We start from the raw sequence: 21,327 nt of genomic DNA on the forward strand, positions 1-21,327 counted from the left end.
GAGCTTAGAGCTTAGAGCTTAGAGCGCGTCGTATTGCGCCTTCTGCCTGGGGGTCCACAGCACCGTGACCACGAACCCGTCCTCGCTCTGCTCTTCGGAGACCACAACCTCCTGGGCGAACAGCCACGCACGCTGTTTTCCCTGCGAAAATGCCAGATTGATTACATCCTGGTGCTTTTTGCCCTGCAGTTTTTCCGCAATATCAGCGAGCAGCCCGTCGATCCCCTCGCCCGTCAGGGCCGAGATCGCGTGAATGTCCTCTTCCCGTTCAGCCCGTTGCCGCCGCGCCTCTGCCTCTTCGTTGGTGAGGTTATCCAGCTTGTTCCAGACCTCGATCTGGGTGCGGTTCTCATCCACCCCCAATGAGGACAGGATCGCTTCAACGTCTTCCGCCTGGTGATCGGTTTCCGCGTGGCTGATGTCGCGTACATGCAGGATCACATCCGCAGCCAGCACTTCTTCCAGCGTGGCACGAAAGGCGGCAACAAGTTCGGTCGGCAGATCCGAGATGAACCCCACCGTATCCGAGAGGATGATCTCGGGACCATCGGGCAGAACCACCCGGCGCATTGTCGGATCAAGGGTGGCAAAGAGCATATCCTTGGCCATCACCTCGGCCCCGGTCAGCCGGTTGAACAGGGTCGATTTCCCGGCGTTGGTATAGCCGACAAGCGCCACGATGGGGAACGGCACCTTGGCACGGGCTTCGCGATGCAGGGTGCGGGTTTTCACCACCTTGTCCAGCTGACGGCGCAGGCGCACCAGCTGGTCGTCAATGGCGCGCCGGTCGGCTTCGATCTGGGTTTCGCCGGGACCACCGACAAAGCCAAGGCCACCGCGCTGCCGCTCCAGGTGGGTCCAGGCCCGCACCAGGCGCGTGCGCTGATAGCTGAGAGCGGCCATTTCAACCTGCAACACGCCTTCACGGGTGCGCGCGCGATCCGAGAAAATCTCGAGGATCAGCCCGGTACGGTCCAAAATCTTGACCTTCCAGGCCTTTTCCAGATTGCGCTGCTGCACGGGCGAGACCGGCCCGTCGATCAGAACCAGTTCGACCTCTTGCGATTTCAGACGTTGGGAGAGTTCTTCAATCTTGCCCGAACCGAACAACATGCCCGCATGGGCCTTTGGCAGACGCACCACTTCAGATCCGATCACATCAAGATCGGGCAAGGCCTGTGCAAGGGCAACCGCCTCGGCCAGGGCAGGCTCGGCGTCGCGGCGATATTTATCCGACTTAATGTCCGGATGCAGCACCCAGGCGCGGGTGCGCTTCCTGTCATGCTCCATCAAGAGGCGTCTTCGCCTTCATATAGGCTGATCGGCTGTGCCGGCATGATTGTCGAAATCGCATGTTTATAGACCAACTGCGACTGTCCGTCGCGCCGCAGAAGAACGCAGAAATTGTCAAACCAGGTGATGACACCCTGCAGTTTAACCCCGTTGATCAAGAAAATTGTAACCGGAACCTTGGTTTTGCGAACGTGATTCAGGAAGGCATCCTGAAGATTCTGTCTGTCCGAAGCCATTATTGTTATCTCGCCTTTTTTCTTGTGACGCGCTGCGGACCAACGCGCGAAATACTGTCCAACTATGGACGCAGAGCAATCAGGATTCCAGCCAAAAAGCCCCAATCCCTTCGCAGGTTAACGGGCTTTGATCAACTGCGCCAGAGATTTGGCGACAAAAGAGCGATGATGGCCAGGGTTTCCAGCCGCCCCAGCACCATTGCAAGGCACAGAACCAACTTGGCCGCAGGGGCCAATTGCCACAACAGGATCGGATCATTGGCAGCCACCTCCACCAGCGGCCCGGTGGTGGACAGGGCGGCGATCGCAAGGACCAGCGAGGTTTCGAAATCGGTACCCAAGGCGGCTAGAACCGTGCTGATCACCGCCAGAGACAGGGCAAAGAGCATGAAGAATACCCAGGCCACAAAGGCCCCGTTCTTGCGCAGCCGCCTGTTGCCGCCACCCTCGCTGCTGACCACTGATGGATGCACCAGGCGCTCCATCTCTCCCAATCCGTTCAGGTAAAGCGCATAGACCCGCAACAGCTTGACCCCGCCCGCGGTTGTCGCCACCCCGCCGCCGATCAGCGCCAGTCCCAGAAGGATCATGCCCGGTGTATCCAGGCCGGACCATTCCCGCGCGGTGTCCCAATCGGCGCTTTCAAAGCCGGTGGTTGACAGGAAGGACATGACCGTGAACATCGACCCCCAGAAGGCCCTGAGCGCCTGGCCCAGGTCTTCGCCACCGGCCACTTCGAGGGTCGCCAACCAGTGCCGCAGGAACAGGAGCATCGGCACCCCGAAGACAATCAGCAGCCCGGTGCGGAATTCCGGATCGCGATCCAACCGCCCATCGCCGCTGCTGACCGTATCGCTGGAAAACGTCAGCCTGGACAGGGCGAAGAACATGAACAGGAACATCACCATCTCGCCGATCACACCGCTTTGCGCATGTTCAGTACCGCCAATCGCGGAAATGCCCGATGTGGCCATCACCGACATCGCATGGGTCAATCCCGGCAGCGCTTTGCTGCCGCTCATCATCAAGAGCGTCCACAGAACCAGGGTGAGCCCGGCATAGACCGGGGTCAGCGTACGCACGACCGAGAGCAACCGCCGCCGCGGGTCTGCTTGCTGCATGTTCGAGGGCGTCGCCCCGCCGCCGCCAGGTTCGCCCCGCGCGGTGACCTCGAACCCGCCCAGGAACATCGGCGCCAGGATCGAGGACGCGGCGATCCACATCAACAGACCACCCAGCCAGCCGACCATGGCACGCCACAGGTGCAGACTGGGCGGCAGGCGGCCGGGATCGGCAAAAACATCGGCGCCGGTGGTGGTGATCGCGCTCACCATATCGAAATAGGCGTTCAGATAGCTTGTGTTTTTGAGCGTATCCTGAACCGGTACAGCCAGGAACAGCGGCAAAACCACAAAGCTGGCCAGCAAGGACAACAGTTGCCCGGGCATGCCGTACCTGGGCCGTCTGTTGCCCAAGGACAGCCCGATCACCGACACCATGAAAAGGCCCAGGAGCCCGGAGAAAAAGAAACTCTGCGAGGTCGGATGATCGTTCAGAATGACCGCATGGGTGGCAGGCACCCACATCGCCAGGCAGGTGACTGCCCAGATCAGCAGGAACAATGGCAGCCGCAACAGCCCGCCCGGAGCCTTATCCCGACGTCTCATATCAGAAATAGTCGATCGAGACCTGCATCAGCCGCTCGACCTCCGGCACATCATCCGCCATGGCAAAGAGCGCGATCACATCGCCCTCTTCGATGCGCAAGCCCCCGCTGGGCGGCAGCACTTCACCGCCCTTCTGGACCGCGCCGACCAACACGCCTTCGGGAAAGGGAATATCGCGAATGGCCTGACCGGCCAGGGGCGATGTGCCCATGACTTCGGCCTCGATCACCTCGGCCTCCGCATCGCCGATGGAATAGACCTGGCGCACCCGCCCATAGCGGATGTGCTGCAGGATCGAGCTCACCGTGGTGGCACGGGGGTTGATGAAGGCATCGATCCCAAGATGGGACATCAGCGGCAACAGGGTCGGATCGTTGATCAGCGCCACCACAAAGGGGCAGCCTTCGGCCTTGGCCCGCACCGCTGCCAGCATATTGGTCTTGTCGTCATCGGTGACGGCCAGCATCGCATCGGCCCGGTCGATCCCGGCTTCCACCATCAGCGACCGGTCCAGCCCGTCGCCATGCAGCACGATGGTACGCTCCAAGGTCTCTGCGGCCCGCTCGGCGCATTTGCGGCTCTTTTCGATCACCTTGGCGCGCACGCGCCCGGTTCGCCCTTCCAGCGCCTTGGCCACCTCAAGGCCAACGTTCCCGGCCCCGACAATGACCAGACGATCCTGACGTTTCTCTTTCTTGCCAAAGACTTCAATCGTGCGGCTCACGTCTTCGGCGTGGCAGAACACATAGGCGCTATCACCGACGAACAGCTGATCGCCCGGCTCTGGGGCGAAAAGCGTGCCCTCGCGGCGCACGCCCACCACGATGGCGCGCAGGGTGGATAACAGATCGGTCAACTGCCGCAGCGGTGTGTTCACCACCGGGCAATCTTCATCGACCCGAATACCCAGGAGCTGCGCCTTGCCGCCCATGAAGGTCTCGGTATCAAAGGCGGCCGGCGCCGACAGGCGCTGGATCGCAGCGGCGGCCACTTCCCGTTCGGGGCTGATCACCACATCGATAGGCAAATGGTCCCGCCGGTAAAGGTCGGAGTAGATCGCGGTCAGATAGCTTCTGGCCCGCAAGCGAGCGATCTTGCGCTGGATCGAGAACACCGAATGCGCCACCTGGCAGGTCACCATATTGACCTCGTCCGAATGGGTGGCGGCAATGATCATATCCGCATCGCGCGCACCGGCACGGTCAAGCACGTCCGGGTATGAGGCAAATCCCGCAACCCCCTGAACATCCAGCGTATCGGTTGCCCGGCGGACCAGTTCAGCGTTGTTGTCGACGACCGTTACATCGTTGTGTTCCCCGGACAGATGACGGGCGATCTGCCAGCCGACCTGGCCGGCACCACAGATGATAACCTTCATGATCCATTCCCTTGGGCGCGATCCTGCCGGTTTTGAATGACAGATGCCGCGGGAGGGGTCAAATCAATTGTACTGTCAGCATAATTCCGCCATCCTCTCCGCATGAGCGTTATACGGCACAGTCTTGCGAATTGGCTCTTTCTCACGCTTGTGGCAGCTGTCACGGCCTGTGGGCCGATCCCGGTCTATCACCGTGAAGGGACAGACCGGGGCCGGGTCGAAAAGGATACGCTTGGCTGCATGACCGAGGCCCTGAAGCAGGCGCCTGTCGCCAATGAGATCCGCCACACCCCCGACAGGTATTATCCGGGGGTCCGCCAGTGCGTGGATGGCAACTGCTGGACGCGCCCCGGCTATTGGGTTCAAGGCACCACCTATACGGTTGATGTCAATCTCGGGCTGCGCAAGCGGTTGGAGCAAAGCTGCATGGCGCAGAAAGGCTATCAGCAGGTACCTTTGCAGCGTTGCAGCCAGGCTGAGGTCGGCCAGCGCCTAGCGTCAGAACCGCAACGACAGCCGGTTCTGACCGAAGGAACATGCGTCTGGCGCAGCCCCGATGGCCAGCTGCACATTCTTCCACCCCTCTGACATCGGCCTCTCTTACAAAGGTACGACGCCACCCCGAACACCTGGCGGCCCGGCCATAGGCCAAGGCGTGACGCGGACCTGAAAGGGGCAGCCAGTTACAGCCCTCTTTCACCGCCCTCTTGGGATTATCTTCGGATTTGGTTTGGGCCGCCTACCCCTCAGACCAGGTCCTCTTCCTGCTCCACATGGGCCACCCTTGCGCCGGCCTTGTTCGAGGTCACCACGCCAAGCGATTTCAGTTTCCGATGCAGCGCCGAGCGTTCCATTCCCACGAATGAGGCTGTGCGGCTGATATTGCCGCCAAAGCGATTGATCTGCGTCAGCAGATACTCGCGCTCGAAGGCTTCCCGTGCTTCGCGCAGCGGCAAGGTGGCCAGGGCGCCCGACAGCACCACGCGGCCATCGTCGACCACCTTTTCCTCTTCGCGCGGCAGGTCCCGGGCCTCGATCGGCCCCGTCCCGTCGCCCAGGATCAGAATGCGCTCCACAAGGTTCTTCAACTGTCGCACGTTTCCGGGCCACACCATGGTCTGCATCAGGGCAATGGCCTCTTCCGTCAACTCGCGCAGAGGCAGGCCCTGCGCGCTGTTGAAACCGCGGATGAAATACTCCGCCAAGACCGGGATATCTTCGCGCCGATCCGCCAGGGAGGGCACAGCGATCGGCACCACGTTCAGACGGTGGTACAGCTCCTGACGAAAGCGATCCGCCTGAATTTCCGTCTCCAAACATTTGTTCGTGGAAGAAATAACCCGAAGGTCCACGCGCACCTTCTCGGTGCCGCCAACACGCTGAAACTGCTGATCGACCAGAACACGCAGGATCTTGGACTGGGTGCCAAGCGGCATATCGGCGACCTCGTCAAAGAAGATCACGCCGCCATGGGCCTGCTCCAGTAACCCGGGTTCAACGCCGGTTTCCGCGGTTTCACGCCCGAACAGCACCTCTTCCATCCGCTCGGGTTCGATGCTGGCGCAGTTCACTGTCACAAAGGGCGCAGAGGCCCGGCTCGAGTTTGAATGGATATAGCGCGCAGCGATGTCCTTACCGGCCCCGGCCGGCCCGGTCAGCATCACGCGACCGTTGGATTTCGTCACCTTGTCCAATTGCGCCACCAGGGCGCGGAAGGCTGCGGAATTTCCGATCATCTCTGAGGCACCGGTTTCCTTGCGGCGCAGATCGGTGTTTTCGCGGCGCAGGCGCGAGGTTTCCATTGCCCGACGGATCACCACCATCAACTGGTCGATATTGAAGGGCTTTTCAATGAAATCATAGGCCCCCTGTTTGATCGCCGCGACCGCGATTTCGATATTGCCATGCCCGGAAATGATGACGACGGGCACTTCCGGGTAATCCCGCTTGACCGTTTTCAGAATATCAATGCCGTCCATCTGACTGTCCTTGAGCCAGATGTCGAGGATCAGCAGCGCCGGAAGTTCTGCCGCGACCTCGGCCATGCATTCGTCCGAATTCCCGGCCTTTCGGGTCGAATAGCCTTCATCCTCTAGGATGTCAGAGATCAGCTCGCGGATGTCGCGTTCATCGTCAACAATCAGAATGTCACTCATGTCAGACCTACTTTCACTGTATTCCTGTTTGCCTCCGCGCTGCTGAGCGCTTGCGGCAGGCGGATCACCGCCATGGCACCGAAATGGCTTTGTCCTTCGAACACCGGCGCATCGCTCAGGGTGAGCGTACCGCCGTGTTCTTCAATAATCTTTTTCACGATGGGCAGCCCCAGGCCGGTCCCCTCGTTGCGGGTGGTCACATAGGGTTCAAAAAGCCGCGCACGGTCTTCCGGTAGCCCGATCCCATTGTCCGCTATTGTCACTTCATATCCTCCTTTGTCACCCGTTCGCACCGCGATCCGAATTTGCGGATCGAAATCCTCGGGCGCTCCTTTTTGTTTCAGGCTTTCAATTGCCTCTCCTGCGTTCTTGATAAGATTGGTCAGGGCCTGGCCGATCATGGTGGCATCCAGATCCGCCCACAGCGCATCCCCTGGCAAATCGGCCGTGATCCGCACGCCCGGCTGGCCGGTTTGCTGCAAAACGACAGCATCGCGAACCAGCCCGACCAGGTTTTCCTTGCGGCGCTCGGGTTCAGGCATGCGGGCGAATTTGGAGAACTCATCGACAATGCGCCGCAAGTCATTGGTCTGGCGCACAATTACATCGGTCATCGACTGCAGCTGATCGCTGTTTTCCTCGCCAAGTTTCGGCGCAAACTTGCGTTTGATCCGTTCCGCGCTCAACTGGATCGGGGTCAGCGGGTTTTTGATCTCATGGGCGATCCGGCGGGCGACATCGCCCCAGGCCGCCATCCGCTGTGCGCTGACCAGATCGGTCACATCGTCAAAGGCGACCACATATCCTTCCAGCATGCCGTGATCGGACAGCCGCAAGGACATGCGCACCAGCAGGTTCTCAAGCCGCCCGTGCCGCGTCACCTTGATCTCTTCCTGAGCGGTTTCGGCGCCACTGTCCTTCAGGTTCTCGAACAGCGGGCCGAATTCAGGCACCGCGACCGCAAGCGCCAGCGATTGCCGGTCCCCATGCCAATCCAGCAGCCGTTCGGCCGAGCGGTTCACAAAGGTGACGCGCCCCTCCGGATCCAGTCCGACAACGCCAGAGGTGACAGAGGAGAGCACAGAATCAAACAGCCGACGACGGCGTTCGATCTGGTCGGTGTTTTCCAGCAGCGTTTCGCGCTGGCGCTTGAGTTCCCGCGTCATCCTGTTGAAATACCGCCCCAATTGGGCAATTTCGTCCTCGCCCTGCTCCTCGGGGACCTGAACGTCCAGATCGCCACCTCCGACCCGGCGCGCGCCAACGGTCAACCGCCCCACGGGGCCGGATAGACGTTCCGCAAACCACATGCCCAACCACATGGCAGCCAGAATAAGAATAAGCGCGAAGCCTATGTAAAGAAGGCCAAATTCGAAGAGAACGCGACCACGCTCCTTTTCCAGCTGCTGATATAGATTCGCCGTCTGCTGGGTGTCATCCAAAAGGTTCAGCAACTCGCCATCCACATCGCGGCTGATGTAGAGGAAGCGATCGACAAAGGCATTCAGGCGGACGATGGCGCGGAACTCGTTGTTGTCCCAATCCTGAATGATGCTCATCCCCTCTTCGGTTGCCTGCGCGATATCGGCGGAACCGGGCTGTTCGAAATCGAATTCATAGGACCGCTCACCCCGCGCGCGGATCTCTCCCAGCCCGTCGATCACATAGGCCTCGCGCAGACCGCGCTGTACCTGCAATTGCCCCTGGGACAGCACCTGGCGCAATTCGGCGTCATTCATGAAGAAGCTGCGCGACCGGCTGTTGTCGATATAGCGCGCCAAGGCTGTGCCATCCTCGGCCAGATCGCGGCGTTGCTCGACCTGATAGGCCTCGGCCGCGGCCAATGAGGTCCCAATCACCTGGCGCACCCGTTGCGAGAACCAGCCCTCAAGCCCGACATTGACCGTCAGCATGGCAAAGATCGCCACGATGACCGTTGGCACCAGCGCCAGAAACCCGAAGGCCCCAATCAGTCGCAGGTGCAGCCGGGATCCGGCGGATTTGGCGCGGCGGGCAGAAAACAGGCGCACGATCTGGGTGAGCACCAGCGCCGCGATGGCCATGATATAGACCATATCCGCCAGCAGGATCAAACGCAGCGACAGCGAGGACGCACCATGCCCCAAGGGGCCGAAGATCAAGAATGTGACCAGCGCCAGGATCGGCCCCAGCAGCACCAGGCCAAGGGTGCCGATATTGCGGGCCTTGCGGGTCTTGCGCCAGCGGTCCAGCGCCGCCAGTGTCTGAAACCCACCCCTTGAATGTGACTTATGAGCCACTGGCTGCCCTCATTCTGATGTATGGCCAAACCGGCCAAGCGCCACATGTCGTGGCCCGCCCCAGTGAAGTGCGGCGCGGCCACGTTCCTGTGGCGATATTACATCAGTTTCCGGCGCCGTGTCACCTCAATATCCAGATCGGTAATCTTCTTGCGCAGGGTATTTCGGTTGATGCCCAGCAGTTCTGCACATTTTGCCTGATTGCCGCCGGTTGCAGCCAGGGCAATCTCGATCAAGGGCGTCTCGACTTCACGCAAAATACGACTGTAGAGCCCCGGCGGCGGCAACATATCCCCGTGCAGGTCGAAATAGCGCTGCAGGTGGCGGGCAACGGATTCGGTCAGCTTTTCATTGACCGCACCGCTGACCATCGGTTCCGCGCCCGTCTGGGGCCCGAGGGCCGCAGCCACATCGGATTTCCCGATCTCCTCGCTGCGGGCGGTCAGCGCCAGGCGGCGCACCACATTTTCCAGCTGGCGCACATTCCCCGGCCAGGGGAAGTGGCGCAGCAACTCGCGGGCATCTTCGCTGAGCGTCCGGTGCGGCGCGCCTTCGTTTTCGGCCCGGATCAGGAAGTGCTCAGCCAGAAGCGCGATATCCTCCACCCGTTCCCGCAACGAGGGCACATGCAGCTCGGTACCGCAGAGGCGATAATAGAGATCCGCGCGCAAGCTGCCATTCTCCATTTCCGGCGACAGGTCCTTTTGACTGGTTGCCATGAACCGCGGCGAGTGATCGCCGGTTGCATCCATCATCCGCACCAAACGGGCCTGCGCCTCGTCCGGCAGATCCAGCAACTCGTCAATCAGGAGGGTCCCCCCCTTGACCTGCCCCAAGAGCCGCGACGGGCCTTCCAGTTCGATCAGATCACCGGCTGTTGCCGTCACAAAGGGCAATGTGCGCCGATCGGAGAAATCATGAATTGCGCGTGCGATCAATGACTTGCCGGTACCACTTTCGCCTGTCACCAAGAGCGGCATGTCGGTGTTCATCACCCGTGCGATCAACCGGTAAAGCGCCTGCATGACCTCGGTCCGACCCACCAAGGGCAGCTCTTCGGGGCGTTCCTCGGCCTCGGGACGGGCCGTATTTGCCGAGGTTCGTTTCTCCGACAAGGCCTTTGCCGTGCGTTTCATCAACTCGGGCAGGTCAAAGGGTTTTGGCAGGTAATCATAGGCGTCAGCCTCTGCCGCCTTGATCGCCGTCATGATGGTGTTCTGCGCCGAAATCACGATCACCGGCAGACCGGGACGGTCCTCTGCGATCTTGGGCAACATCTCAAGCCCGTTGCCATCGGGCATCATCACATCCGAGATCACCACATCGCCCTTGCCCTCTCCAACCCAGCGCATCAGCGTGGTCAGGGAGGAGGTGGCATGCACCTTGCAGCCCGCCCGCGTGAGCGCCTGCGTCAAAACCGTGCGAATGGTGCGGTCGTCATCGGCAACCAGAACTGTGCCATCCATGGATCAACTCTCCTGCGATTGGTCGCCGCGCGGCACGCGCGACAAAGACAGCCGGAAAACCGTGCGCCCCGGAACGGAGCTGACGGAGATCCAACCGTTGTGTTCTGAAATGATCTTGCTCACCAGCGCGAGCCCCAGGCCGGTGCCGTTTTCCCGGCCCGACACAAAGGGATCGAAGATATCGTCCCGGATATGCTCTGGCAGCCCCGGGCCATCGTCGATGATTTCAATCTGCAGCGGCAACAGCTTGCCGGTGCCATCGCTGCGCCGCAGCCGGAAGGAATGTTCGTAAAAGGTGCGAATTCGAATATTTCCGCCCTGTTTTCCAGCAGCTTCGGAGGCGTTCTTCAATAGGTTCAGCACGACCTGCAACAGCTGATCGGAATCGCCCCAGGCTGGCGGCAAGGAGGGATCATACTCCTCGGTGATGGTCATATTGGCGCCAAACCCCAAAAGAGCGGAGCGCCTTGCGCGATCCAGCACGTCATGCAGGTTCACCGGCTTGAAATCCGGGGTCGAGAGATTGCCGAATTGCTCCACCTGCTCCAGCAGCTTCACGATCCGGCGGCTTTCGCTGACGATGAGATCGGTCAGTTCCAGATCCTCGGCCGAGAGGTTCATGCTCAAAAGCTGTGCAGCCCCGGTGATGCCGGCCAATGGGTTCTTGATCTCATGGGCCAGCATTTCCGCCATGCCGATGGCCGATTGCGCCGCGGATTTGGCGGAATGGTTCTGCGTCATCCGCCCGGCCAGTTCCCGTGGCGACAGCATCAGCAGCATCATGCCCGTGTGACCGTTCACGGGCGCGATCTGCACCCCACATTGCAGGGGGGCACGGTTGGCCGCGCCCACATCGATGTCATTCACAAACAGAGGCGTACCCGCCGCGCGGCTGCGTTCAAAGGCATCGGCGATGGGGGCCTCGAATTTCAACTGGTTCCAAACCGGGCTCCCGATCAGGGCCTTGTGGGAGGTATTGAGGAAGCCTTCGGCGGCAGAATTGACATCCGCGATCAGGTTGTCGCCATCGATCAGGAAGGCCGGAACCGGCAGCGAAGCCCAAAGCGCGCCATTTTCAATCACGCTGCCGTCGTTCATGCTGCAACCTCCTGATCCTGATTGCTGAGCGCCGCGGGCAGCAAGGACAGAACACGGCGGGGATCACGCTCTGTCAGAACCGCACGCCGTAGGGATGCGCCGGTCCCGGCCTCATCCATGTACCAGCCCAGATGCTTGCGCGCGACGCGCAGCCCCAGGTCCACTCCGTAAAAATTCAGCATTGCGTCGTAATGCCCTGAAATCATGTCGATTAAATCCTGCCCCTCGGGAATTTGCGGAGCCCCGCTCTGCCACAGCTGATCGGCAACTTCCGCCAGTAGCCAGGGTTTCCCCTGCGCCCCGCGTCCGATCATCACGCCATCGGCACCGGACTGCTGCAGCGCCTGACGGGCGGTGCCTGGATCCACGATATCGCCATTGGCCAGAACCGGAATATCAACGGCCTCAGTGATGGCGCCAATCGCCGCCCAATCCGCCGACCCCTTGTAGAACTGGCAGCGGGTGCGCCCGTGGATGGTGATCATCTGCACCCCGGCCTCCTGCGCCCGGCGCGCCACATCGGCGGCATTCAAGCTGTTTTCATCCCAGCCCAGCCGTGTCTTCAGGGTCACCGGAATATCGACCGCCGCGACCACCGCCTCGATCAGTTTCAGCGCGTGATCCGGGGTTTTGAGCAGCGCCGAGCCGGAATAGCCATTGGTCACCTTCTTGGCCGGGCAGCCCATGTTGATATCGATCAGCCGCGCCCCGCGATCAGCCACCTGGCGCGCGGCCTCGGCCATCCAATGCGCCTCGCGTCCGGCCAGTTGCACCGAGGTGTTCTCCACATCCGCGCTCAGCTCGGCCCGCTCCCGCACGCCCGGCTTGGCCTGCACCATCTCCTGGCTGGCGACCATTTCACTGACCATCAGACCAACACCAAAAGACCGCACCAGATCGCGAAATGGGCGATCCGTGATACCGGCCATGGGGGCCAGCGCGATCGGTGGTGTCAAAGAGGTGGATCCGAGGGTGAAGGACAACTGCCTAATCCTTGTGCATTTGTGACTTTTCTAACCGAAGGTCGGGGTATTGGAAATTCAAATGGCCGTTTTGGATCCGAGATTCCAGACCGACTGCCTAATTTTTAATCACCGTGACCTGGGAGATTGCCTCGGCAATTGGCACGCCATAAACACAAGATCAACCGCTGGAGAGAGCTTCTTATGACCACTGCCGCCCTTATCGTTGCCGCCGGGCGCGGAACCCGTGCCGGAGGCGGGCTGCCAAAACAATGGCGTCCCCTGAAAGGCCGCCGCGTGATCGATTGGACGCTGGAGGCGTTTCGCCAGGCCGACGTGGATCGCATCGTTCTGGTCCTGTCGCCCGATGACACGCAGGCCTGGGAGGAATTCAGCACGGATCAAGGGATCCTCCTTGCAAAGGGCGGTGACAGCCGGGCGACCTCGGTGATGAACGGACTGCTGGCGCTGGAAGGCACCGGCGTGTCACGCATCCTGATCCATGATGCCGCGCGCCCCTGTGTAAGCCCCGCCCTGATCCAGGCGATTCTGCAGCGGCTGGAGGATACCGTGGCAGCGGCCCCGGCCCTTGCCGTCACCGATGCGCTGTGGACGGGCGAAGATCACCGGGTGACCGGCACCCGCGACCGAACCGGCCTCTATGCGGCGCAAACCCCGCAGGGTTTTCGCTATGATGACATCCTCGCCGCCCATCGCGCCCATCCCGGCGGGGCGGCCGATGACGTGGAGGTGGCGCGCCATGCCGGGCTTGACGTCGCCATCGTTCCGGGCGAGGCGGAGAATATCAAGATCACCGGCCCTGCGGATTTTGCCCGGGCCGAAGCCATATTGACCGGGCAGCAGGCCGGTAGAACCAAGGGAAGCAGAATGGATATCAGGCTGGGCAATGGATATGACGTACACCGTTTCGGCCCCGGTGATCATGTGGTGCTCTGCGGGGTAAAGGTCCCCCATGACAAGGGCCTGCAGGGGCATTCGGATGCGGATGTGGGCATGCATGCGCTGACCGATGCCATTTATGGCGCCCTGGCCGAAGGCGATATCGGCCGCCACTTCCCGCCATCGGACCCGCAGTGGAAGGGCGCTGCGAGCGAGATCTTCCTACGCCATGCGGCAGAGCTTGCGGGCGAAAAGGGGTTTGAGATCTCCAATGTCGATTGCACCCTGGTCTGCGAATACCCGAAGATCACCCCGCATGCAGCAAAGATGCGCGATGAGATCGCAAGGATCCTTGGCATCGATGCAAACCGGGTATCCGTGAAGGCCACCACATCGGAGCGGCTGGGCTTCACCGGGCGCGGTGAGGGCATCGCTGCGCTGGCAACTGCTGCATTGGTGAAACCATGAAGATCGCAACCGTAATCGGAACCGTTCTGGGCGTGGGCTATCTGCGCCCTGCCCCCGGCACCTGGGGATCCCTCGCCGCGCTGCCGCTGGCCTATGGGCTGCATCAGGTCGGCGGCTTTCCCCTGCTCGCCCTGGTCACCATCCTGTGTACGCTCATCGGGTTCTGGGCTGCTGCAGAGATGACCCGGGGCCAGGAGGATCTGGACCCGTCGGAATTCGTGATGGATGAGGTGGCCGGGCAGCTGCTGGCCATCTGGGCGATCTCCTATCCGGCCTGGGCGCATGGGATCGAAATCACCGCGCTTTGGCCCGGCTGGGTCTCTGCCTTTGTCCTGTTCCGGCTGTTCGACATCCTGAAGCCCGGCCCGGTTGGCTGGGCCGATCGCAAGAAGGGCCCCTTCGGCGTGATGATGGACGATGTGATTGCAGGCCTTCTGGCCGCCATCGGTGTCATCCTGCTGGCAGGGTTCTCCCATGGGGTTCTGGGACTATGAGCATCGACGTCGCAGCGCTGATTGCAGCGGCCACAGAAAAGGGCCTTACGATCGCCACCGCCGAAAGCTGCACCGGCGGCATGGTAGCGGCGGCGCTGACCGACATTCCGGGATCCTCATCGGTTCTGGACCGGGGCTTTGTCACCTACTCCAACGCCGCCAAACAACAGATGCTGGGCGTGCAAAGCGCAACGCTGGAGGCTGTCGGCGCGGTCTCCGAGGAGGTTGCCGTCGAGATGGCAGAAGGCGCGCGGGATCGCGCCGGTGTGAGCCTGGCAGTTTCGGTCACCGGTATCGCAGGGCCCGGCGGATCGGAGTTCAAGCCCGAGGGCCGCGTCTGTTTCGCGCTGGCCTTCGTGGGCCAGGACACCTTTTCTCAGACGATAGAATTTGGCCCCCTGGGCCGAGACAAGGTGCGCCTGGCCAGCCGCGATCACGCGCTGACCCTGCTGAAAGCAGCCATTTCTAAGCCTGAATAGAAAACAAGCATAGGACCCAAAACTATGCACATTTTTTAATCACTTCACAAAAAGCCCCATAAAACAGCACAGCCAAGCCTGTCACTGCTTCTTTTTGCATCACTCATAGGTTTTGACAGCGTCCAACCCCTCAATCTGGATGGAAGGAACGCAAAATGAACGGAGCTGATACAGCTTGGATCATTGTGGCGACGGCTTTGGTGCTCTTCATGACGCTGCCGGGTCTCGCATTGTTTTACGGCGGGCTGGTTCGTGCCCGAAATGTGCTCAGCGTTTTCATGCATTGCTATGCAATTGCCTGTTTGATGAGCGTCCTGTGGCTCGCATTCGGCTATTCCATCGCCTTTGGCGGTGGCACCAGCGGCTATTGGGGCGGCTTGGACAAGATGTTCCTGAGCGGTGTTGATGCGGACAGCCTGTCCGGCACCCTGCCCGAGGTGCTGTTCTTTGCCTTCCAGATGACCTTTGCCATCATCACGCCCGCGCTGATCGTCGGCGCCTATGTGGAGCGTGTGGGATTTGGCTTTGTGCTGACCTTCTCCGGCCTGTGGATGCTCCTGTGCTATGCGCCGGTGGTGCATTGGATCTGGGGCGGTGGCATGCTGGCCGATGGCGGCATCTTTGGCGAGATCGGCGTGCGCGACTTTGCCGGCGGTATCGTGGTGCATGAAACCGCAGGTCTGGCCGCGATCATCATCGCCGTTGTCCTTGGCCCGCGCAAGAACCGCACCACCCCGCCGCATAACCCCGGTTACGTGGTGATCGGTGCCGCGATGCTCTGGGTCGGCTGGTTCGGCTTCAACGGTGGTTCGCAGCTGGCGGCCGATGGTGGTGCCGCCATGGCGCTGACCGTGACCCATATCTCTGCCGCGACCGCCTCGCTCACCTGGGCGCTGTGGGAGAAGATCAAATATGGCAAGGCCTCGGTCGTGGGTATCGTCACCGGCACCATTGCAGGTCTGGCCTCGATCACCCCGGCCAGCGGCTTTGTCGGCCCGGTAGAGGCCCTGATCATCGGCGCCATCGCTGGTATCCTGTGTCAGGAAGCGGTGAACCTGGTGCGCAACGTGCTGAAGATCGACGACACGCTGGACGTCTTTGCCGTGCACGGTGTCGGCGGCATCTTCGGCACCATCATGATCGCTGTCTTCGGTGCCGGCACCTGGGCCGCGCAACTGGGTGGTCTGGCTGTGGTTGGCATCTTCACCACCGTCGTGACCATCGTTCTGGTCAAAGTGGTTGCCGCCATCACCACCCTGCGGGTGGATGCGGAAAGCGAAACCAACGGCCTCGATATCTCGGCCCACGGCGAGCGCGCTTACGATCTGTCCAGCTGACCTGACCGCTGGCAATCAAGAATATCAGGCAGGTCCGGTCAAATGGGCCTGCCTTTTGTTATGAAAGAGCACTGAGAAAACAGGGGCAAAGCCGCCGTGGCTTCATCCCCTGCGGTGTGAGTGGATTATCCGTATAGCTCTGCTGCGCGCTTTTCGAAGGCCCGCACGATGCGCTGCATGGCCTCGTTGAACACCACGCCGATGATGCCCTGCAGCACCGCATTCTTGAACTCGAAATCCACGTAGAACGCCACATCGCAGCCGCCATCTGCCCGATCCGAAAACGCCCAGTTGGATTTCATGTAGCGAAACGGCCCATCCAGGTATTCGGTATCGATCTTGTGTTCGTCCGGATGCAGCACCACGCGGCTGCCGAACCGTTCCCGGAACACCTTGAAGGAAATCACCAGATCCGCCTCCATCACCTCGGCCGCGCCTTGGGGGGTACGGCTGCGGATCCGGGCGGCGGCGCACCAGGGCAGGAATTTCGGGTATTGTGCCACATCCGCGACCAGATCGTACATCTGCTGCGCCGAATAGGGCAGCTGGCGGTTTTCCGAATGGGTGGGCATGGCTGTGGCAATATTCCTGCTATGATCGTGCCGCGTCATGTCCTATGAACACGCGGGAATTTCAAGGGGGCAGCCATGTCACAGCGTCCATATGTCATCGATGTGATGATTTCAGCCAAGGCCATTGCCGCGCGCATCGAAGAGCTTTGCGCCGAGATCCACAAGGAATTCGGCGATACCGACAAGCTGGTCGTGGTCGGGCTGTTGCGCGGCAGCTTTGTCTTCATCGCCGATCTGGTGCGTGAGCTGGATCTGCCGATCGAGGTGGATTTCCTGGAGGCCTCCTCTTACGGGGACGCCATGGAAAGCAGCCGGGAGGTCCGTATTCTCAAAGACTTGCGCGGAGCCATTGAAGGGCGCGATGTGCTGGTGGTCGAGGATATCGTCGACACCGGCCATACGCTGAACCATGTGATCAACCTCTTGACCAGCCGCAAGCCCGCGCGGCTGAAATCCATTGCCCTGCTGGACAAACCCTCGCGCCGCGAAGTGGATTTCCGTGCCGATTGGATCGGCTTCGAGATCCCGGACGAATTCGTCGTGGGCTATGGCATCGATTTTGCGCAACGCAATCGGAACCTGCCCCATATCGGCAAGGTCCGTTTCCTCGACGACTAGGCGTTTCCCGACGGCGTTTCGTTCAACAGCGCGTCAATGGCAGCAGTGAAGACCGCAACGCCCACCGGGATGATCTCGTCGGGGAAATCATAATCCGGGTTGTGCAGCTGCGGCATGTCCTGTCCCGCACCCAGCCAGAACATGGCTGCTTTCGACACGGTGCCGAATTGCCCGAAATCCTCGGACCAGGGTTGTGGAACTTGCCACAACTCCATCTCATAACCCGCTGTTTTTGCGCCACCTGTCAAAAGGCTCGACGCCTCCGGATGGTTTGTGCAGGCGTCAAAGACATCATCATAGGCGATCGAGAAACCGAGCCCCTCATCCCGGCAGACGCTTTGGACCAGCGCCTCTGCCCGGGTGACAAGATCTGCCATCCGCGCATTGGTCACGGTGCGCAGGGTGACCCAGATTTCAGCCTCGCCCGGGGCAATGCCAAAGGTCGCCTCCCCGAGCCAGGCATGGGTCAGGGTCACAAGGGCATAGTCCGGCGTCATCGCGCCGCCTGCCCCAAGCGCGACCAGGGCGGGCATCAACGCGGTCATTGCCCCGGCAGGCGACTGCCCGTCCTGCGGTGCCGCCGCATGGGAGGTCTTGCCAGAGAGACGAATACGCATGCCGCGCGACGCGCAATTCGAAGGTCCGACACAGAGCGCAAGCTGACCGGCGGCCAGCCCCGGGTAGTTGTGAAGCGCAAAGGAAAAGTCGGGTTTTATCCGTTCAAACTGCGGATCTGCAATGACTGCTGCGGCGCCCTTGCCGGTTTCCTCGGCCGGTTGGAACAGCAGCACCACCCGTCCCCGTTGCGGCCTGTGCTGCGCGAGATGCTCTGCCAGCCCCGCCACCATCACCATATGACCGTCATGGCCACAAAGATGCCCGCGCCCCGCATGAGTGGATCGATAGGGTGCCTTTGACTGTTCTTCAATCGGAAGCCCGTCCAATTCACAGCGGATCAAGACAGTCGGCCCGGCTGCAGCGCCTTGAAAAACCGCTGCAACCCCATGACCGCCGAGGCCGGTCAACAGGTCATCCGGGGAAAAACCGGTAAGATAGTCAGCAACGAATGCGGCTGTTTTCTCTTCCTGCCCAGAGACTTCCGGGATCTTGTGAAGGTCATGGCGCAGCTTTGTTAGCTGCGCCAGGCACTGCGGCGTCATGCAAGGCCCAGCTTGGCGTTGCGTGCCTCCCGCAGGCGGGCAAAATCATCCCCCGCGTGATAGGAGGACCGCGTCAACGGCGTTGCCGAGACCATCAGGAAGCCCTTGCCATAGGCCGCTTTTTCGTAGGTCTTGAACTCTTCCGGGGTCACGAAACGATCCACGGCATGGTGTTTCGGTGTTGGCTGCAGGTATTGGCCAATGGTCAGGAAATCGATATCGGCCGCGCGCATGTCGTCCATCACCTGTTTCACCGCCTGCGCATCTTCGCCAAGGCCGACCATGATCCCCGATTTGGTGAACATCGACGGGTCCAGCTCCTTCACCCGCTGCAGCAGGCGCAGCGAGTGGAAATAACGGGCGCCGGGGCGGACCTCGGGGTAAAGACCAGGCACGGTTTCAAGGTTGTGATTGAACACATCGGGTCGGGCTTCGACAACGGTTTCAAGCACTTCCGGCGCGCACTTGATGAAATCCGGGGTCAGGATCTCGATCGTGGTGTTGGGGCTGCGATGGCGCACGGCGCGAATGGTCTGGGCGAAATGGTCGGCCCCGCCATCTTCGATATCGTCGCGGTCCACCGAGGTGATCACCACATGGTTCAGCCCCAGTTTCTCCACCGCATGGGCCACCCGGCCCGGTTCGAACACATCCAATGCCTCTGGCGGTTTGCCGGTTGCGATGTTGCAGAAGGTACAGGCCCGCGTGCAGACTTCCCCCATGATCATCATGGTGGCGTGGCCCTGGCTCCAGCATTCGCCCACGTTTGGGCAACCTGCCTCTTCGCAGACGGTCACAAGGCCATTTTCCCGCATGATCTTGTGGGTATCCGCATAGCCCTTGCCACCGGGCGCCTTGACGCGAATCCAGCTTGGCTTTTTCGGCTGAGCATTGTCGGGGCGGTGCGCCTTTTCCGGATGGCGCTGCGCGGGGATTTTCAGGTCTCTCACGGGGCTTTTCCCTTGCGGCAACTGTTTGCGTCCTCGTTTAGCATAGCCACATGAGGATGACACGGCCAATTCAGCCTGTCGCATTCTCACATGGTGCATAGCTGCTATGCTAGCCGCATCTCCTCAAATTCAAGTTACTCAATTCTGCGTTGCGGCATTTCCGGTTGTGGCACTTTTGATAGTTTAATAAGTCAGCATCCATAACCTATTTTTATGAACGGAGATCCCCGATGAAAGCTGGTGTCAAACTCCCCGACGTCACCTTCCACACCCGCGTGCGCGACGAGTCGATCGAAGGTCCGAACCCATTCCGCTGGGAAGACAAGACCACTGCCGATTACTTTGCAGGCAAGCGCGTTGTGCTGTTCTCCCTGCCCGGCGCCTTTACCCCGACCTGCTCGACCTACCAGCTGCCCGGCTATGAAAACGGCTTTGGCGATTTTCAGGCGGAAGGCATTGATGCGATCTACTGCATGTCGGTCAACGACAGCTTCGTGATGAACAAATGGGCCGAAGCGCAAAAGCTGGAAAACGTGCAGGTCATTCCCGATGGATCCGGTGAATTCACCCGCAAGATGGGCATGCTGGTGGCCAAGGACAATCTGGGCTTTGGCGCCCGCAGCTGGCGTTATGCAGCGGTGGTGAACAGCGGCGTCATCGAAGCCTGGTTCGAAGAGCCCGGCCTGTGCGACAACCACGCCGAAGACCCCTATGGCGTCTCCTCACCCGAAACCGTTCTTTCCTATCTGAAGACGGCCAAATCGGAAGTTGCCGCCTAAGCAACGGCTATCAGATCACTTTGACGGGCACTCGATCGGGTGCCCGTTTTCATACCGGGTTCAGCCCTCTTGGACCTCTCCCTCTCGGGTTTGCGCGACGATCTCCTGCCCGACCGCGCGCACCACGTCCGCCAGTTGGTCGAACCAATCCCCGGCCTCTGTCGTATCGCGGCGCACCAGGCCGATCCGGCGGAACGGTTCCGGACCGGGAAAGCGCTGAACCCGCAGCCCCTTGGTGGCACTGCATTCGACCTGCAGCGCAACTTCGGGCATCAGTGTCAGACCAAAACCCGCTGCGACCAAACGGGACAAGGTTCCCAAGGACCCGGCCCCCATGTTGATTTCCGGAGCGTTCCGCTGCATCCCGCAGACCTCCAGCGCCTGATCGGTCAGGCAATGCCCATCCTGCAACAGCATCAACTGTTCCGATCTCAAATCCTGAGGGCGAATCGCCGCGCCATCCGCATTGATCTGGGCCAGCCGGTTGGCGGAGCCGGCCAGCAGAAACCGATCCACGAACAGCTCTTTCTCGATCAGCCCGTGGCCGCCGCTGGGCAAGGCCAGAATCGCAACATCCAATTCACCGATCTGCAAACCCGTCAGCAAGCCTTCGGTCGTTGCCTCGCGCACCTGAACCGACAGCTGCAAATCGGTTGCCCGCAGTTGCGCAAGAATGCCGGGCAACAGATAGGGCGCCAATGTGGGTATCACCCCCAAAGCAAGGCTGCGCCTTCCAGTGCTTTGCTCCTTTGCCATCCGGGCAAGCTGCTCGGCCGCCCGCAAAACGGTCTCGGCCTGCCCCAGAACCTGGCGCCCCAGGGGCGTCATCACCACATCGCGGGCGCGCCGCTCCACCAAGGGGCCGCCCATGGCATCTTCCAGGGCACGGATCTGCACCGACAGGGCCGGTTGCGACACATGGCAGGCTTCGGCCGCGCGGCCGAAATTGCGCTGCTCGCACAGAGCGCGGAAATAGGTGAGCTGTCGCAGGGTAAAATTCATAACCAACGCTTATACGAAACACGCACACCTGCA

At 60.9% G+C, this 21,327-nt stretch carries 20 protein-coding genes; 7 read left to right on the forward strand and 13 right to left on the reverse strand.

Annotated features, from left to right (window positions below):
- Positions 1-18 precede the first annotated feature (18 nt).
- The 4 genes from hflX to trkA all read right to left on the reverse strand — a co-directional run bounded on the left by hflX (position 19) and on the right by trkA (position 4,574).
- On the reverse strand, positions 19-1,290 hold the full coding sequence (gene hflX, locus PXK07_RS00315; RefSeq protein ID WP_274846190.1) for a GTPase HflX: 1,272 nt from the start codon (positions 1,288-1,290) through the stop codon (positions 19-21).
- Positions 1,290-1,529 carry an RNA chaperone Hfq gene (gene hfq / locus PXK07_RS00320; RefSeq protein ID WP_008204623.1) on the reverse strand — a complete coding sequence of 80 codons (240 nt, stop codon included), beginning with the start codon at positions 1,527-1,529 and terminating at the stop codon, positions 1,290-1,292. The genes hflX and hfq overlap by 1 nt, the downstream gene beginning before the upstream one ends.
- Before the next feature lie 131 nt (positions 1,530-1,660).
- Positions 1,661-3,196 (reverse strand): TrkH family potassium uptake protein, encoded by a 1,536-nt coding sequence (locus tag PXK07_RS00325; protein WP_274846191.1) that lies wholly within the window; start codon positions 3,194-3,196, stop codon positions 1,661-1,663.
- Position 3,197: 1 nt separating this feature from the next.
- A complete protein-coding gene (gene trkA, locus PXK07_RS00330; protein WP_274846192.1) occupies positions 3,198-4,574 on the reverse strand; it encodes a Trk system potassium transporter TrkA in 1,377 nt (458 codons plus the stop codon).
- A gap of 240 nt (positions 4,575-4,814) precedes the next feature.
- Here trkA and PXK07_RS00335 point away from each other — a divergent pair, with 240 nt between their 5' ends.
- Complete coding sequence (locus PXK07_RS00335; protein ID WP_274846193.1) at positions 4,815-5,162, forward strand: hypothetical protein; 348 nt, start codon at positions 4,815-4,817, stop codon at positions 5,160-5,162.
- Positions 5,163-5,320: 158 nt separating this feature from the next.
- Here PXK07_RS00335 and ntrX read toward each other — a convergent pair whose 3' ends face one another.
- From ntrX to dusB, 5 genes are all read right to left on the reverse strand, one after another.
- Positions 5,321-6,730 carry a nitrogen assimilation response regulator NtrX gene (ntrX, locus tag PXK07_RS00340; RefSeq protein ID WP_274846194.1) on the reverse strand — a complete coding sequence of 470 codons (1,410 nt, stop codon included), beginning with the start codon at positions 6,728-6,730 and terminating at the stop codon, positions 5,321-5,323.
- Positions 6,727-9,009 carry a sensor histidine kinase NtrY-like gene (locus PXK07_RS00345; RefSeq protein WP_274846195.1) on the reverse strand — a complete coding sequence of 761 codons (2,283 nt, stop codon included), beginning with the start codon at positions 9,007-9,009 and terminating at the stop codon, positions 6,727-6,729. The genes ntrX and PXK07_RS00345 overlap by 4 nt, the downstream gene beginning before the upstream one ends.
- Positions 9,010-9,107: 98 nt before the next feature.
- Positions 9,108-10,475 (reverse strand): response regulator, encoded by a 1,368-nt coding sequence (locus tag PXK07_RS00350; protein ID WP_274846196.1) that lies wholly within the window; start codon positions 10,473-10,475, stop codon positions 9,108-9,110.
- A gap of 3 nt (positions 10,476-10,478) precedes the next feature.
- Positions 10,479-11,573 carry a two-component system sensor histidine kinase NtrB gene (locus tag PXK07_RS00355; protein ID WP_274846197.1) on the reverse strand — a complete coding sequence of 365 codons (1,095 nt, stop codon included), beginning with the start codon at positions 11,571-11,573 and terminating at the stop codon, positions 10,479-10,481.
- Complete coding sequence (dusB, locus tag PXK07_RS00360) at positions 11,570-12,556, reverse strand: tRNA dihydrouridine synthase DusB (RefSeq protein ID WP_274846198.1); 987 nt, start codon at positions 12,554-12,556, stop codon at positions 11,570-11,572. The genes PXK07_RS00355 and dusB overlap by 4 nt, the downstream gene beginning before the upstream one ends.
- 183 nt (positions 12,557-12,739) lie before the next feature.
- Here dusB and PXK07_RS00365 point away from each other — a divergent pair, with 183 nt between their 5' ends.
- The 4 genes from PXK07_RS00365 (at position 12,740) to PXK07_RS00380 (ending at position 16,213) form a co-directional block, all read left to right on the forward strand.
- Complete coding sequence (locus PXK07_RS00365; RefSeq protein WP_274846199.1) at positions 12,740-13,903, forward strand: bifunctional 2-C-methyl-D-erythritol 4-phosphate cytidylyltransferase/2-C-methyl-D-erythritol 2,4-cyclodiphosphate synthase; 1,164 nt, start codon at positions 12,740-12,742, stop codon at positions 13,901-13,903.
- On the forward strand, positions 13,900-14,397 hold the full coding sequence (locus PXK07_RS00370) for a phosphatidylglycerophosphatase A family protein (RefSeq protein ID WP_274846200.1): 498 nt from the start codon (positions 13,900-13,902) through the stop codon (positions 14,395-14,397). The genes PXK07_RS00365 and PXK07_RS00370 overlap by 4 nt, the downstream gene beginning before the upstream one ends.
- 2 nt (positions 14,398-14,399) lie before the next feature.
- Positions 14,400-14,876 (forward strand): CinA family protein, encoded by a 477-nt coding sequence (locus PXK07_RS00375; RefSeq protein WP_274846440.1) that lies wholly within the window; start codon positions 14,400-14,402, stop codon positions 14,874-14,876.
- Between the two features lie 155 nt (positions 14,877-15,031).
- Positions 15,032-16,213 carry an ammonium transporter gene (locus PXK07_RS00380; protein WP_274846201.1) on the forward strand — a complete coding sequence of 394 codons (1,182 nt, stop codon included), beginning with the start codon at positions 15,032-15,034 and terminating at the stop codon, positions 16,211-16,213.
- Between the two features lie 125 nt (positions 16,214-16,338).
- Here the strand turns inward: PXK07_RS00380 and PXK07_RS00385 are convergent, their stop codons facing one another.
- Positions 16,339-16,785, reverse strand: a complete 447-nt coding sequence (locus PXK07_RS00385; RefSeq protein WP_274846202.1) for a type II toxin-antitoxin system RatA family toxin — start codon at positions 16,783-16,785, stop codon at positions 16,339-16,341.
- A 75-nt stretch (positions 16,786-16,860) separates the two neighbouring features.
- Between PXK07_RS00385 and hpt the strand changes: the two genes are divergently transcribed.
- Entirely contained in the window at positions 16,861-17,403 is a 543-nt protein-coding gene (gene hpt, locus PXK07_RS00390; protein ID WP_274846203.1) for a hypoxanthine phosphoribosyltransferase, read from the forward strand.
- Here hpt and PXK07_RS00395 read toward each other — a convergent pair.
- Together PXK07_RS00395 and lipA are read right to left on the reverse strand one after the other, a co-directional pair.
- A complete protein-coding gene (locus tag PXK07_RS00395) occupies positions 17,400-18,563 on the reverse strand; it encodes an amidohydrolase (RefSeq protein WP_274846204.1) in 1,164 nt (387 codons plus the stop codon). The genes hpt and PXK07_RS00395 overlap by 4 nt on opposite strands.
- Positions 18,560-19,513 carry a lipoyl synthase gene (gene lipA / locus PXK07_RS00400; protein ID WP_274846205.1) on the reverse strand — a complete coding sequence of 318 codons (954 nt, stop codon included), beginning with the start codon at positions 19,511-19,513 and terminating at the stop codon, positions 18,560-18,562. The genes PXK07_RS00395 and lipA overlap by 4 nt, the downstream gene beginning before the upstream one ends.
- 230 nt (positions 19,514-19,743) lie before the next feature.
- On the opposite strand from lipA, the gene PXK07_RS00405 reads away from it, so the two are divergent.
- On the forward strand, positions 19,744-20,292 hold the full coding sequence (locus PXK07_RS00405) for a peroxiredoxin (RefSeq protein WP_274846206.1): 549 nt from the start codon (positions 19,744-19,746) through the stop codon (positions 20,290-20,292).
- Positions 20,293-20,352: 60 nt separating this feature from the next.
- On the opposite strand, the gene PXK07_RS00410 is transcribed toward PXK07_RS00405, so the two are convergent.
- Positions 20,353-21,294, reverse strand: coding sequence for a LysR substrate-binding domain-containing protein (locus tag PXK07_RS00410; RefSeq protein WP_274846207.1), 942 nt, complete (start codon positions 21,292-21,294; stop codon positions 20,353-20,355).
- Positions 21,295-21,327: the final 33 nt, after the last annotated feature.

The sequence above is a fragment of the Phaeobacter sp. QD34_24 genome (genome assembly GCF_028890115.1).
Lineage (GTDB): Bacteria > Pseudomonadota > Alphaproteobacteria > Rhodobacterales > Rhodobacteraceae > Phycobacter.